The organism is Allopusillimonas soli (genome assembly GCF_004153445.1).
Lineage (GTDB): Bacteria > Pseudomonadota > Gammaproteobacteria > Burkholderiales > Burkholderiaceae_B > Allopusillimonas > Allopusillimonas soli.
The window spans coordinates 1,197,559-1,211,439 of record NZ_SDQC01000001.1 but is presented as its reverse complement, the minus strand read 5'-3'; the positions used below and the strand labels follow the sequence as shown (position 1 = coordinate 1,211,439).

The window sequence follows — 13,881 nt, the reverse complement described above, 5'->3', positions numbered from 1 at the left end:
TATTCACATGAAAAAGACCCTTTCTATTCTGGCTTTGAGCGTACTTCCGACCCTCGCATTGGCTGCCGGCAACCATGGCGGGGGGCATGGCGCACCGGCGCATGGCATGCCCGGGCACGACATGTCCACCATGTCGAATGCCCCTTCGCCAACTGGCCAGCCTGGCGATCCGGCCAAAGTTACTCGCACGATTGAACTGACGATGGCCGACACCATGCGATTTACACCGGGTGACATCCAGGTCCGCGCCGGCGAGACCATTCGTTTCTTTATCAAGAACACGGGCAAAATCCCCCATGAAATGGTGATCGGATCTCTCGCCGATTTGAAGGCCCATGCGGCCGAGATGCAGAAGATGCCGGGGATGCAGCATTCGGAACCGAATATGATTACATTGGGCCCGGGTAAGATCGGCGGCTTGGTGTGGCAGTTCGACCAGGCGGGCACTGTCGATTTCGCTTGCCTGATTCCGGGCCACATGGAAGCTGGGATGGTCGGCAAGGTAAAAGTCAGCTGATCTAGCGCATTCAAATGACACCGAGAAAATTGGTTTTTGGAGTGGCTGGCGTCGTCATAATCGGCGCCGCCGCCGTCCTTTACAGCACGATTCGGCCATCTGGCCCGGCATTCATCGACCCTGCGGACCAATCCCTTGTGATGCAGGGCAAGGCGATCTATGCGAACAATTGCGCAGCCTGCCATGGCGAGGCCCTGCAAGGCCAGCCGAACTGGCGTGAACGCATGTCCAATGGCAGGCTGCCTGCACCGCCGCATGACAAGAGCGGCCATACCTGGCACCATCCCGATGCGATGCTGGTCGATATGGTGAAAAACGGCCTGGTTCCAGGAAAGACCGCGCCTCGGGGTTATGTAAGCGACATGCCCGCGTATCGGGACATCCTCAGCGATCAAGAGATCATTGCCGCACTGGCTTATATCAAGAGCAATTGGCCGCCCAAGGTTCTGGAGGCACAAAAAGAAATCACTTTGCAGCGACAGAACTAAGCTGTCTGAGTGTGGTCTTTATCTCTATTCTGAAAAACTGAAATTTTACTTTTTTGCTGGAGTGGATCTTATGAAGTTATGGCTAGTAGCGGCGGCGTTGACCGCCGCATCATCCTTTGCGCATGCGGCCGGCGCGGCCATTACGGTTTACCAGGATCCCAATTGCGGCTGCTGCTCCGGCTGGGTTGATCATATGCGGGAATCCGGCTTTGATGTCACGGCTATGAAGACGGCCGACATGGCCGCGATCAAGCAGAAGCTCGGCGTACCATCAGCACTTAGCTCATGTCACACGGGGGTGATCGAGGCCACCGGCCAAATCATAGAGGGGCACGTACCGGCCAACGCGGTCAACAAGTTGCTCGCTGACTCGTCGGTAAAAGGTGTATCGGCACCCGGCATGCCGTTAAACGCGCCGGGTATGGGAAAGCTTGACGGCAATTTGGTTACTGTTGACTTTACCGGCAAGCCTTTTTCCAGGGATTAAAATGGCTGGAGAAGATTGGCGAGTGTAATGTCCACGTTAATGAGACAAAATCTTCGAAAGAAAATCCTGAGCACGTGCCGAAAGCGTCTGCGTTTGCCTAAAAAAATGGTCTGTGGAGCAATCCTCCACAATACGGCCTTGATCCATGAAAATAACGCGGTCGCTGACTTCTTTCGCAAAGCCCATTTCGTGACTGACACAGATCATGGTCATGCCTTCCCGAGCCAGTCCAACCATGACGTCGAGAACCTCGCCGACCATCTCCGGATCCAATGCGGAGGTCGGCTCGTCGAACAACATAACGATAGGGTCCATGGCCAGCGCCCGGGCAATAGCTACGCGCTGTTGTTGCCCTCCCGATAGCTGCCCTGGAAACTTATCGGCGTGGTTCCCCAAACCGACCCGGTCTAAAAGAGCCACACCTCTTACCGTTGCTTCTTCCGTGCTTCTGCCCAACACTCTTTCTTGCGCTAGCGTTAAGTTTTGCATGACCGAAATATGGGGAAACAGCTCAAAGTGCTGAAACACCATCCCGACGCGTGCCCGTAACGCCGACAGATTGGTTGAAGGGTCGTGGACGGCTTTACCGTCGATGTATATTTCGCCTTGCTGAAGGGGCTCAAGCGCATTGATCGTTTTGATCAGCGTCGATTTCCCTGAACCCGACGGCCCGCACACCACTACGACTTCACCTGTTGCCACGCTGGTACTGCATTGATCCAGTACTTTGAATTCGCCATACCATTTGGAGACGTTGTTTAGCTCTATCATGTTTCTGACCTTCTAAAGCAGTGGCTACGAAGCCACCTGTTTCTTCTTCAATATATTGACCAGCCAAACGCCAAATGAGCAGAGGGCTAAATAGGTAACAGCGACAAATAAGTACATCTCTACCAACGTGCCATCACGATGGGCAACTTTGGTAGCGGCGCCGAGAAAATCATTCAGGCTGATTACATATACAAGTGAAGTGTCTTTGAGTAGAGCAATAGTCTGGTTGATCAGCGAAGGCGTCATATTGTGGAATGCCTGCGGCAGAACGACATGCCGGAGTGCTTGCCAACGAGTCAGCCCCAAGGCTATTGCGGCCTGCATCTGCCCTTTGCGCACACTGTTGATGCCGGCACGAACAATTTCGCAATAATAGGCTGCTTCGGCTAAAACGAATGCAGACAGCGCTGCGTAGATTGGTCCGACGCCAGCATAGGGATTTCCTGTGACTGCCCGTAAAACAAACGGCACCAGAAAGAAGAACCAAAAAATGGTGAGAATAAGCGGAATCGCACGAAATAGATTGACATAGAACGCTGCCGCCAGAGAGACCCACCGTGGGCCGAACAAGCGGGCGAGTGCCAAAACGACCCCTAGCGCGATGCCGAGCGTCATACCCACGCTTACGAGAAGGGCAGTCGTTGCCATGCCGTCGAGTATGAACGGCCATCCTCTTACGAGCGTCCCCCAATCGAAAGAATAGTCCATTTGGTTAGGCTCCCCAATAGCCAGGAATACGCGTGGCCTTCTCGATACGTCGCATAAACCAGATGACTGAAAGGGTGACGAGTGTATATATGACGGTTGCGGCAATATATGCTTCAAACGGCTGGGAGCTGAAATCCCCGATCTGGCGTGTTTGGCCAGTGAGCTCCATGAAACCTATAGTCAGCGCGACTGAGGAGTTTTTGAACACATTCAGGAAGTCAGAGGTAAGGGGCGGCATAATGATGCGAAATGCCTGAGGCAGGATGACATGACGATACGAACCAGGCTCTGTAAGCCCAAGAGCTGAAGCTGCTTGCTTCTGGCCGATGCTTACCGCTTGTATTCCTGAGCGGATGACTTCCGCTGCTTTGGCTGCCGTGTATAACGAGAGGGCGATAAGAACGGTCAGGAACTGCCCTAATGTGGGATCCATCCGTTTGATCGCGGTGCCCCATTCGCTCGGTAGCAATTCCGGGACAACGTAGAACCAAAGGAACACTTGGACCAGTAGAGGGGTGTTGCGAAAGCAATGCACGAATACTGCCGCAGGCAAGCTCAGCCAGCGAACAGGTAGTGTGCGTGCAATACCCAAAGCAGTACCCAGACTTAATGCCAGCACCCATGAGAGCAGCGACAAAAAGACAGTGCGGCTCAGCCCCTGTAAGATCAATTCCCAGTAATATCCTTCACCGGTAAGTGAAGGCTTGAAATAGATCAAAAAATCCCATGAGTACTGCATTGCTTTACAACACCTTGTCGTTCGGATTGGCGAACAGGTCCTGTATTACAGGCGACATGGGTGCGTTAATGTTGAACCCACCACGCACTTTAATCGGGCTAGTGAAGTATTTGCCATAAAGCTTAGCCATCTCACCGGAATTCATCATGCCGGTAATCACGTTATCGACCAATTCTTTAAACTCAGTGTCGTCCTTACGAAGCATGCAACCGTAGGCTTCAGGTTGCAATACCTCTCCGACTACTTTCCATTTTTTAGGGTCGGGCGATCGAGCGATTAGACTGTACAGAACCATGTCGTCCATCATGGCTGCATCGGCCCTGCCCGTATCCACAGTCATAAAGGTGTTGTCGATATCTTTACTAAGTATGATGTTCACCCGCAATTTTTTTTCGTCATTTACTTTACGCAGCAAGCGCTCTGCGGTTGTTCCTGCGCTGACGACGACGTTTTTACCCGCCAAGTCTTCCCAGTTCTTGATGGGTGAGTTGGCCAGCGTCAGCATGCGGGTGCCTACGATGAAGAAAGAAGTTGAGAAACTTACTTGGTTCTCACGCTCCCGATTGTGTGTAGTAGAGCTGCACTCCAGATCCACTGTTTGATTGGCCACAAGTGGAATACGCGTTTGAGGCGTGACTTCCATTGGACGTACTTGAATGTCATCGCGCGCCACGGTTTCTTTCACTTTGTCGGCCACACGCTGTGTGATTTCCCAAGCAAATCCGCTTTGTTGGTTGTTATCATCCAGGTAGTTGAAAGGGATCGATGCAGCGCGCGTACCTACTGTAAACGTTCCCGTCTGTTCAACTTTTTTCAGTGTCGTGGCCCTGTCCTGGGCCTGGATGGGGGCAGCCGCTGATAATGCAATGGTTGCTGCGGAAATAAAGATCCATAGGCGTTTCATTCTCTTGTCTCCTTAGAGTTGGAAGGGCGACCGCAGCTCTGTGTATGCGATCATTCAAAACTATTTAGCGCCGCTCTTTGCGCTATCGATACAAACCGATTCGAACGTTTCCAGCGATTGGTTTAGCTCGGTAGCAAGGACGCTGTAGTCTTCCAGGCCAATGGCAAGACGAATAATAGGTGCCTGGATACTGGGAAAGAGGCGGCTGGTCTGCTGTTGTGCGTGATAAAAGGCTGCGAGGCTGTGAAGCCCGCCGTAGCTTGCGCCAATGGCAATGTGACGAAACGAGCCGAACATGGCGCGGAAAGCGTCCAGAGGCGCATCCTGTAGCACTAAGGAAAAAAGGCTGCCGCTACCGCTAAACTGATCTTGCCATAAGCTATGTGTTTTGAAGGTGCTTAGTGCGGGATGGAGCACTTCTCGAACCATGGGATGCCGCTGCAAATGCTCTGCAAGACGTAATGCCTTGACGGATTGGGCCTCAAGCCGCAAAGTCATGGTATCTAGCCCGCGTTGGACAAGAAAGCAATCTTCAGCGCTGACCGCTTGCCCCATGGTTGCCTGCAAAGCACGCAGTGCGGTGTGTAGTGCAATATCGTTTGTGCTAACGGAACCCATAAGCAAGTCGGAGTGACCACCCATGTGCTTGGAGCAGGCCTGGATACATAGATCCACGCCAAGCGATAGCGGCGAAAAATACAAAGAGCTAGCCCAACTGTTGTCGATTGCGGTCCTGATTCCGTGCGAGCGAGCCTGTGAAACAATGGCGGGCACGTCCTGTACCTCCATCGTGACAGTACCCGGTGACTCCAACCATATCAGCTGGGTATTAGATCGGATGAGGTCTGCGATCCCCGACCCTATACACGGATCGTAGCGCTCCACCTCCACGCCCATGTGTGTAAGGTGCGTCGCGAAATCGTGTGCTGGGCCGTAGGCGGAATCCGTAATAAGAAGATGATCCCCGGCTTTCAACATGGTGAGCATGACAAGGCTTATCGCAGCCTGTCCTGAAGGCAGCACCACGCAATGGCTTGCCTTGTCCAATGCAGCGATGCGCGCCTCCAGCTCACGGTGGGTCGGCGTGCCGGTAGTTCCATAGGTATAGCCATCCGGTAATCGCGATTTACGAGCCACGAATTCATCCAGGCTTGAGAAGGTAATCGTTGACGCCCTCCAGACAGCGGGCGACAGGCTTGAGAAGCCGGTGAGATATTTGCTTTGAACGGCTAGATGAGCGGCTGTAGCGTTTTTCATAAATCGAAGTATAGTTTTATAGCTATAAGAAATAACTTCCATTATGTTATTGGTCTAGAAGCAGGGGTTATATATGTTGCTAAGAGAGATTGAGGTTTTTCGTACGGTCATGACTTCGGGTACGGCAAGCAAGGCGGCCAAGCTGATGGGCGTGTCGCAGCCTGCAATTAGTCAGGCATTGGGGCGGTTAGAACAACATGCCGGAATTGCTCTCTTTCTCAGGGTTCGGGGCAGGCTACAGCCCACGCCGGCGGCTCAGGCCTTGTTAATTGAGGTGGATCGATGCTTTGTTGGATTAGATGTGATTGAGCACCGTTTACGTAGCTTGCGTCAGTTCACTGGAGGCCGCCTAAACGTCGCCAGCTTGCCTGCTTTGGGCGTAGGTTTTCTACCGCGCGTCTTGCGTAATATGAAATTGCTGGCGGAGCAGCGTACGGTGTCTTTGCAAATCATGAGCTCCCGCGAGGTTCGCGAGCGACTCTTGTCGGGGCAGTGTGATCTAGGGCTTATGGCGGACGAAGTGTCGACCATTGGTTTGGAACACTCGATTTTCAGTCGCTTGGATGGGGTTATCGCCATACCCGCTTCTCATTCGCTGTCATGCAAACCGGTGATCAAGCCCCAGGATCTGAACGGCCAAGCCTTTATTGCACTCAATCCCGAGGACACTTCGCGTCGTCAGCTGCAGAGTGTGCTGGATAAACACTCTGTCGTGCCGTCCGTAGTGATCGAAACTCCTTACTCGGTCAGCGTATGCGAACTTGTGCAGCAGGGCGTGGGTCTTGGCTTGGTAAGTCCGGTGACGGCTTTGGATTACGCTCAGCGTGGCATTGTGCTCCGCCCCTTTTCCGAACAGGTGGTATTCACCGGCATTCTAGCCTTTCCAGCGGGAACGCAACTCACAGCGTTCATGCAGACGTTCATCTCTGCAATGCGTACGCAGCTTGCAACGGATATGAGCCAACTGACTGCACTGATGTCTTGACCGAGCGAATAGCTCAATTGGTGCTTCGCTGACCGGCGGCACGTTACCCTCCCTAGTCATACCGACTTGCGCAGTCTAAGGGCATTGAACACGACCGATGCTGAACTCAGGCTCATCGCCAGTGCAGCGAACATGGGTGAAAGCAGCAGGCCCACAAATGGGTACAAGACCCCGGCAGCCAGTGGTACGCCAAGCGCGTTATAAACGAATGCAAAGCCCAGGTTCTGCTTCATATTGGTGATTGTTGCGTCCGACAGGTGGCGTGCAATCGAGATCCCGCGCAAGTCCCCTTTGACCAGGGTGACCTGTGCGCTGTTCATCGCCACGTCGGTTCCGGTGCCCATCGCAATGCCCACATTCGCCTTGGCCAGGGCAGGGGCGTCATTAATGCCGTCGCCGGCCATCGCGACAATTCGGCCTTCGGCTTGAAGTTTGCTGACCAAATCCAGCTTGTCGGCCGGCTTCACTTCACCGTGAACCTCGTCAATGCCTAGTTGTTCCGCCACGGCTTTAGCCGTTGAAACGCCGTCGCCCGTTGCCATGATGACGCGGATGCCAGCCGCCTTGAGATCCTTTACGGCTTCCGGTGTGCTTTTCTTGATTGGATCAGAGACAGCCAGCAAGCCCATTAATTGACCGTCTGTTGCTAGGTACATGACACTCGCACCCTTGGCGCGCAACGATTCAGCGCTACTGGTCATGATCGAGACATCAACGTTTTCTTGATCCATCAAGGCAGTATTGCCCAAAGCAAGGTGTTTGCCCTCGACCTGGCCACGTACCCCGATACCGCTACCTGATTCGAAGTCGTTTACAGCGCTTAGGTTTAAACCGCGCTCCCGCGCTGCTTTGACAATAGCATCGGCCAAGGGGTGTTCGCTGCCCTGATCAAGGCTTGCCGCCAAACGAAGCACCTCGTCGGCCTCCGTGTCACCTGCGGGAATGGCCTGCTCGAACGCGGGCCGGCCTTCGGTTAATGTGCCGGTCTTATCAACAATGAGGGTATCGACTTTGCGAAAGTTCTCGATAGCTGCCGCATCGCGAAAAAGCACCCCCTGGGTGGCGCCACGACCGGTGGCCACCATGATGGACATGGGCGTGGCCAAGCCCAGGGCACATGGGCAGGCTATGATCAGCACGGCCACAGCGTTGATCAAGCCGTACACCCAGCTCGGTTGAGGGCCAAAGATGCCCCAAACGAATAAGGTGACGATAGCAATGACGACAACCGCCATCACAAAATAACCCGCGACCTGATCCGCCATGCGTTGCATGGGTGCGCGAGAACGCTGCGCTTGCGCGACGAGCTGTACGATCTGCGAGAGTACCGTGGCCGAGCCGACCTTTTCAGCTCTAATTACTAGCGAGCCGGAAGTGTTCATTGTCGCACCGATCACTTTATCGCCAGGGCGCTTACTTACTGGCAACGGTTCGCCCGTGAGCATGGATTCATCCAGTGAACTGGCGCCGTCTTCTACCAGGCCATCTACGGGAACCTTTTCCCCAGGGCGCACACGCAAGCGATCGCCTTCATGAACATGCGTCAGGGGTACATCTTCCTCTGATCCATCCGCGTTGATACGACGGGCTGTTTTAGGTGCCAGCCCCAGCAGTGATTTGATGGCAGCCGACGTCTGTGAACGTGCTCGAAGTTCGAGCATTTGGCCAAACAGCGTCAACGAGATAATGACCACCGCCGCTTCAAAGTAAACGGCGATACGGCCCATGGACATGAACGTTTCGGGAAAAACTCCTGGGGTGACTGTCGCGACAACGCTATAGATGAATGCAGCCGCTGTACCCAGACCAATAAGTGTCCACATATTGGGGCTGCGATTGATCACCGACTGCCACCCGCGCACGAAGAACGGCTGCCCCGCCCACAGCACCACTGGTATCGATAGCACCAGTTCAATCCAGGTTTGGGCGGTCATGCTGAACCAGCCCAATTGGTGGCCGAACATGGCCAACACGGTGACAATAATGGTGAATGGCAAGGTCCACCAGAATCGGCGCGTGAAATCCTTCAATTCTGGATTGTCATCGTCGAGACTGGGCATCAGCGGCTCAAGCGCCATGCCGCACTTCGGGCAGCTTCCTGGATGATCCTGTCGAATCTCAGGGTGCATTGGACAGGTATAGATGGTGCCTGCAGCTGCTTGATCGAAAGCTGGTTCGTTTACATTCTTTGGCGCAAGGAACTTCTCAGGATCGCGTTTGAACGTTTCCAAGCACTTTGCGCTGCAAAAAAAGAATGACTTCCCTTGACGCTCAACGTGATGTGGGGAGTCTTTGGTTACCCGCATACCGCACACGGGATCGGTCAGTTGGAAGCCTGAGGGCTGCTTCATGTTGCGATCATGAGTGTGTCTAGAACTGTTCTGCGCCATGGCGATAAAAACCTTTTAAGGGTCTGGGCACAAGGTCATTGCACACGGCATGCACGGCTAAATGCTCTTAGCGTCCCAGGGACATTTGGGCCAAATCTCATCATGCCACATATGCACACGTTTCAAGTCGTTAATTCAGGGCCCGCCACATTACATTTTTGTCATGTATCCGGACCCGTAATGTTTATGCACTGGAGTGGAGGTTTGTGTTCGTGCTAGCGGACCTAGCCAAAAGCACGTCAAATTAGATCGACCATGGGCCGATGATGGCGCTCGCCGCGCGGCCAGCATCCGCAATCAGTGCATATCGGGCCGTCAGTTCCCGTTGCCCTAAGTGCGCCGCCCAAAACGCCGACTGTACCGCCATCCGTGTCCGCTGCCCTGGCTTTCGCGGCATAAACGGCGTCCTCCCCGCTAGGCGGGCCCCCTCCATATATTCCACGGTCCTGTTCATCAGCCCCGGCCAGCAGTTCAGCACGGCAAGGCGACGAACTCACGGCAACGGCGGCAACACCGCAGGAACCGTATTACTGCGAACGCCGAAAACCTACGACCAGGCTCGGAATCTTCGGCCCCGGTCAGCAGGAAAACCAACCGGCTTTTGAAGGGATAGGACTATGGAACACGTTAACCACAATGCAGCTTTGGGCTATGACAATATGAATGCAGGGCAGACGCTGTATGTGCGCAGCCCATCGGGTCGGTATCATGCCGCGACTGATTCGCACGTATTGGCTGCTGCGCGGATCGCCGCCGAAAGCTTGATCGGTGATCGGGCTGACATGGGGAACCCGAACGCCGTCAAACGGTATTTTCAGGCCAAACTGTCGGGCATGGGGCATGAGGTTGCCGCTGTGCTGTATTTGAATAGCCAGTTTAAGGTGATCCGTTACATGGAAATGAGCCACGGCACGCTGACGCAGGCCAGCGTATATCCCCGCGAAATCGTTAAAACGGCGCTACGCTTGGATGCGGCAGCAATCATCATGTCGCATAACCATCCCAGCGGTATACCTGAGCCCAGCGAGGCCGATCTGGCATTGACGCGGCATTTAAAACATGCTTTGGCGCTGGTTGATGTTCGTTTGCTGGATCACATCATCGTGACCGGGCAGAACACGACTTCGTTAGCGGAACGAGGTCAGGTGTAAACCTGGAGCAGGGCGGGTGTGAGCCCGCCTGTACAGGTAGACGCCGCGTGCTGCGGCGCAGATTGGACTTGTGCTGTCGCCCAAGGAGTTTTCCTCTTTCTTCCTTCTCAACAAAAGCAGCCCATCCCGGTGTACCGGGATGGGCGTAGCGGCTTGCTGGCGCAAGCTGGATACAGCTGCGTAACTGCTTTCTATTTAGATCACCGCCTCGGTGATGGTGGCGCTCGCCGCGCGGGCTGCTGCCGGGTTGTGCATTGTGACACCGCAAGCCTGGTCCTGAGGGTTCCATCGCCCTAAAACGCCGACTGTATCACTACGTTCCGGCGCTTCAAGGGGGTGTTCATAAAACCCGCTACGCAACTTTTACAAATCTTCCCCCTTTCCACTAGTCATTGTGTGATTCAGCACGGCAAGGGCGATGGAACTCACAGGACTGGCGGCAAAACGCGATGGGGCCAGCACACAACCCGGCAGCAAAAACCTACAAACGGGCTCAAGAATCTTCAGGCCCGGTCAGCAATGAAATCACTACCGCGCCACCGCGCATTTTTTGAAGGAAAGCGACATGAACCACTACGAAGCAAAGCAGGCAGAACGTAAAGCCAGACTGCAAGCCCAGGCGATGCAGACCAAGGCGCAGGCCAAAACAACATACGACAGGGCGCGACAGATGGGTGAAGCGATTCCGTTCGGTCAGCCGATTCTGGTTGGTCACTACAGCGAAGGGCGAGATCGTAACTACAGGCAGCGGATTCATAACACATATGGCAAAGCCTTTGATTTGGAAAAAAGGGCTGACCACTATGCACAGGAGGCAGCAGCCGTAGGCTATGGCGGCATATCGAGCGATGACCCGGACGCCATAAAGAAGCTCATGCACCAAGTGGAACAACTGACAGCGAACCAGGAGCGGATGAAGAAAAGTAATCAGGTGATCCGTAAATACAAGGACAACCCAGAGGGCCAGCATAACGCTTTGCTTGTGCTTGGATATTCGAAAGATAGCGCCCAGAAACTGCTTACGCCGGACTTTGCCGGGCGTGTCGGCTTCCCGTCTTATGCCTTGACTAACAACAACGCGAACATTCGCCGTATCCAGCAGCGGATCAAACAACTACAAGCCAATCAGGAACGCGAGACGGTCAGCGTGCAAGGTGCGGGGTATGAGTATGCCGAAGACGTAGAAGAAAACCGCGCCATGTTCATTTTCGAGGTGAAACCCGCGAAAGCCACTCGCGACATGCTTAAGCGCCATGGATTCCGATGGAGTCCGACCCGTGGCGCTTGGGTTCGCCAATTGAATAACGCCGCCGTTTGGCAGGCTAAAGCGGCCATGCGGATTCTGGACGAGCAGGCCGACCAATAAATAAATGCCCCAAAACGGCTGCAACCGCTTTGGGGCTAACACCACTACTGACCACATGAAAAGGAGCGATAGCGATGAATCTTGATCTTACCAAACTTGCCCACGAGGTGTGCCGATGCCACGAACAGGGTAAGTCCTGGCGCTTGCCCCCAATGACGGTGCGCGAACTGGGCATTCTCGCCCACTTACTGGATGGGGCTTTCATCCAAGCGTCCGCCTCGACACTGCTGCATTAATCCCATTATCCGATAGAAAGGAGCAATTATCATGACGAATACCATAATCGATTTGAACCCAACCAAGCTCACCGTTTCCTTACGCTATCAGGCGCGCAAAACACCCGGGCAGAAACCATTGCCAGAGTTGGCCGATTCCATTGCCGCGCAAGGGCTATTGCAAAACATTGTCGTCACCAAGGCCAAGAAACGCGGGGCGTATGAAGTCGTCGCCGGGGGCCGTCGCCTGCAAGCCATTCAGCTGCTGATGGCTGATGGCCGATGGCCCGAAGATCAGCAGGTTCCCGCCCTGTTAGTCGCGGGCGATACTGCTTTGGAAGCATCCATCACCGAAAACGTTCAGCGTGAAGCGATGCACCCGGCCGATGAGTTCGAGGCGTTCGCCGCGCTGATCGAACAAGGTCAGACTATCGAGGATGTGGCCGCGAGATTCGGCGTCAGCCCGCATGTTGTCAAGCGCCGGATGCGGCTGGCCAGCGTTGCCTCGGAGCTTATCACCGCGTATCGCGCCGGAGAAATGGCGCTGGATGCGCTGATGGCCTTCGCGGTGTCGGAAGACAGGGAGCGCCAGCGCGATGTATGGGCGGGGCTGTCTGACTGGGAACGCGCCCATCCACACGCTATACGCAATCGCATGACCGTAGACGAGTTGACCGCCAATAGTGGTATTACCCGTTACGTTGGGCTGGATGCCTACCATGCCGCCGGTGGTCGCAGCTTCCGGGATCTTTTTGCCGATGAAGAGGATGGCCGCAGTATCTATATACAGGATCGGACGCTACTCGAACAATTGGCGCTGGCCAAGCTGGACGCCGAGGCCGAAGCCATTCGAGCTGAAGGTTGGGGTTGGGTGGAGGCGACCCTTGAAGCTGACCATGAGCAATTGCGCAATTATGGGCGCTTGGCCAGGAAACCGCTACATTGCTGGATTTTCTGGCCTATCTGGTGGCTGTTAGTGTTCAAGGCGTGCAGCACCAGGAGAGCACGTCAGCAACGCCACTCGATGCGCTTGCGGCCATTGATGGTATTGACCCGACCCGCTGGTGGGAGCCTAGTGCAGAGAGCTACCTAGCGCACGTATCAAAGGATCGCATCATTGAGGTTGTGCACGAGGGTGCGGACGAAGCAGCCGCCGCGCCGCTCGCCAAGATGAAGAAAGGTGAGGCCGTGCAGGCGGCGCAGCAGGCATTGGCTGGTCGCGGATGGTTGCCCGACATACTGCGGATTCGGGTCGAATAAATCCTTACCGGGCTGGCCGGGGTATTTCCGGCCAGTCGGGACTGCGCAAGCAAGATGCGTGTCTAGTCGGCGCGTGGGGCTCCGAGGTTCTTTCCTCGCTACAGCTCTGCCCCTAGTGGGGTAAGTCAGAACGGTGCCTCATCACGGCACCGTTCTGACTTACCCATGCATGCCGTTGTAGAAGCCGACAGCCTCGGCGTATGTACTGGGCTGCATGATCGATCTGCTTTCCGAATCTGCATTTCGTGTAACGCGTATCGGTCGTATCAATCCCAAAGTTCCGTTGCAGCATGACTGCACTCCCCATCTTCGATGGGTCCCTGGTACGGGACGTTGCCAGCTCTTCGATCTGGCTGGGACTTTCAAAACCCCAAATTCGCTTTCGCTCATTTGTGGCCTTAAAAGTCCCACACAAGACGCACCCTTGGCAGGGTAGGAAAAACGATTGTTTTTCAAGGGGTTGGGAGCAAACCGTGGTCAGCCGCGCTGTAGGACATAAAGGGCGAAAAAACAGTGTAAGAGCTTGATTTATCGAACGGATATCCGGCTACAGTTGTAGCCTCGTTTCTGGTAGACGGCGCGGACACCTGCCGCCGGCAACGTACCGACTACACGCTGACTGCTTTCCATCTACACTTTGAAT

General features: G+C 54.6%; 14 protein-coding genes. 8 read left to right on the top strand and 6 right to left on the bottom strand.

The genetic code is table 11. The features are described 5' to 3' along the window. Positions 1 to 7 precede the first annotated feature (7 nt). The 3 genes from ERD78_RS05675 (at position 8) to ERD78_RS05665 (ending at position 1,492) form a co-directional block, all read left to right on the top strand. Positions 8 to 517 (top strand): cupredoxin domain-containing protein, encoded by a 510-nt coding sequence (locus ERD78_RS05675; RefSeq protein WP_129968233.1) that lies wholly within the window; start codon positions 8 to 10, stop codon positions 515 to 517. A 14-nt stretch (positions 518 to 531) separates the two neighbouring features. Then, entirely contained in the window at positions 532 to 1,005 is a 474-nt protein-coding gene (locus tag ERD78_RS05670; RefSeq protein ID WP_129968232.1) for a c-type cytochrome, read from the top strand. A gap of 70 nt (positions 1,006 to 1,075) precedes the next feature. Further along, positions 1,076 to 1,492, top strand: coding sequence for a DUF411 domain-containing protein (locus ERD78_RS05665; RefSeq protein ID WP_129968231.1), 417 nt, complete (start codon positions 1,076 to 1,078; stop codon positions 1,490 to 1,492). A gap of 36 nt (positions 1,493 to 1,528) precedes the next feature. On the opposite strand, the gene ERD78_RS05660 is transcribed toward ERD78_RS05665, so the two are convergent. Genes ERD78_RS05660 through ERD78_RS05640 form a run of 5 tightly spaced genes read right to left on the bottom strand, consistent with a single transcriptional unit; the run spans position 1,529 to position 5,913 of the window. Beyond that, positions 1,529 to 2,263: an amino acid ABC transporter ATP-binding protein gene (locus ERD78_RS05660; RefSeq protein WP_129968230.1), complete on the bottom strand. Its 735-nt coding sequence runs from the start codon at positions 2,261 to 2,263 to the stop codon at positions 1,529 to 1,531. A gap of 24 nt (positions 2,264 to 2,287) precedes the next feature. Next, positions 2,288 to 2,971, bottom strand: a complete 684-nt coding sequence (locus ERD78_RS05655; RefSeq protein WP_129968229.1) for an amino acid ABC transporter permease — start codon at positions 2,969 to 2,971, stop codon at positions 2,288 to 2,290. Positions 2,972 to 2,975: 4 nt separating this feature from the next. Next, the gene (locus ERD78_RS05650) at positions 2,976 to 3,710 is read right to left on the bottom strand and encodes an amino acid ABC transporter permease (protein WP_041682645.1); all 735 of its coding nucleotides are present in this window, start codon (positions 3,708 to 3,710) and stop codon (positions 2,976 to 2,978) included. A 4-nt stretch (positions 3,711 to 3,714) separates the two neighbouring features. Continuing rightward, positions 3,715 to 4,614 carry a transporter substrate-binding domain-containing protein gene (locus tag ERD78_RS05645; RefSeq protein ID WP_013742875.1) on the bottom strand — a complete coding sequence of 300 codons (900 nt, stop codon included), beginning with the start codon at positions 4,612 to 4,614 and terminating at the stop codon, positions 3,715 to 3,717. A 60-nt stretch (positions 4,615 to 4,674) separates the two neighbouring features. Then, positions 4,675 to 5,913 carry a trans-sulfuration enzyme family protein gene (locus tag ERD78_RS05640; protein WP_129968228.1) on the bottom strand — a complete coding sequence of 413 codons (1,239 nt, stop codon included), beginning with the start codon at positions 5,911 to 5,913 and terminating at the stop codon, positions 4,675 to 4,677. A 31-nt stretch (positions 5,914 to 5,944) separates the two neighbouring features. Here ERD78_RS05640 and ERD78_RS05635 point away from each other — a divergent pair, with 31 nt between their 5' ends. Then, the gene (locus tag ERD78_RS05635) at positions 5,945 to 6,856 is read left to right on the top strand and encodes a LysR substrate-binding domain-containing protein (RefSeq protein ID WP_129968227.1); all 912 of its coding nucleotides are present in this window, start codon (positions 5,945 to 5,947) and stop codon (positions 6,854 to 6,856) included. Positions 6,857 to 6,912: 56 nt separating this feature from the next. Here ERD78_RS05635 and ERD78_RS05630 read toward each other — a convergent pair whose 3' ends face one another. Next, on the bottom strand, positions 6,913 to 9,207 hold the full coding sequence (locus tag ERD78_RS05630) for a heavy metal translocating P-type ATPase (RefSeq protein WP_129968226.1): 2,295 nt from the start codon (positions 9,205 to 9,207) through the stop codon (positions 6,913 to 6,915). Positions 9,208 to 9,863: 656 nt separating this feature from the next. On the opposite strand from ERD78_RS05630, the gene ERD78_RS05625 reads away from it, so the two are divergent. The 4 genes from ERD78_RS05625 to ERD78_RS05615 all read left to right on the top strand — a co-directional run bounded on the left by ERD78_RS05625 (position 9,864) and on the right by ERD78_RS05615 (position 13,071). Then, positions 9,864 to 10,397, top strand: coding sequence for a JAB domain-containing protein (locus ERD78_RS05625; protein WP_013742870.1), 534 nt, complete (start codon positions 9,864 to 9,866; stop codon positions 10,395 to 10,397). Between the two features lie 565 nt (positions 10,398 to 10,962). Then, positions 10,963 to 11,763 carry a DUF3560 domain-containing protein gene (locus tag ERD78_RS05620; RefSeq protein WP_129968225.1) on the top strand — a complete coding sequence of 267 codons (801 nt, stop codon included), beginning with the start codon at positions 10,963 to 10,965 and terminating at the stop codon, positions 11,761 to 11,763. Positions 11,764 to 11,837: 74 nt separating this feature from the next. Next, complete coding sequence (locus ERD78_RS19725) at positions 11,838 to 11,999, top strand: hypothetical protein (RefSeq protein ID WP_013742868.1); 162 nt, start codon at positions 11,838 to 11,840, stop codon at positions 11,997 to 11,999. Between the two features lie 31 nt (positions 12,000 to 12,030). Next, the gene (locus tag ERD78_RS05615; protein ID WP_245152337.1) at positions 12,031 to 13,071 is read left to right on the top strand and encodes a ParB/RepB/Spo0J family partition protein; all 1,041 of its coding nucleotides are present in this window, start codon (positions 12,031 to 12,033) and stop codon (positions 13,069 to 13,071) included. The last annotated feature ends 810 nt before the right edge of the window (positions 13,072 to 13,881 follow it).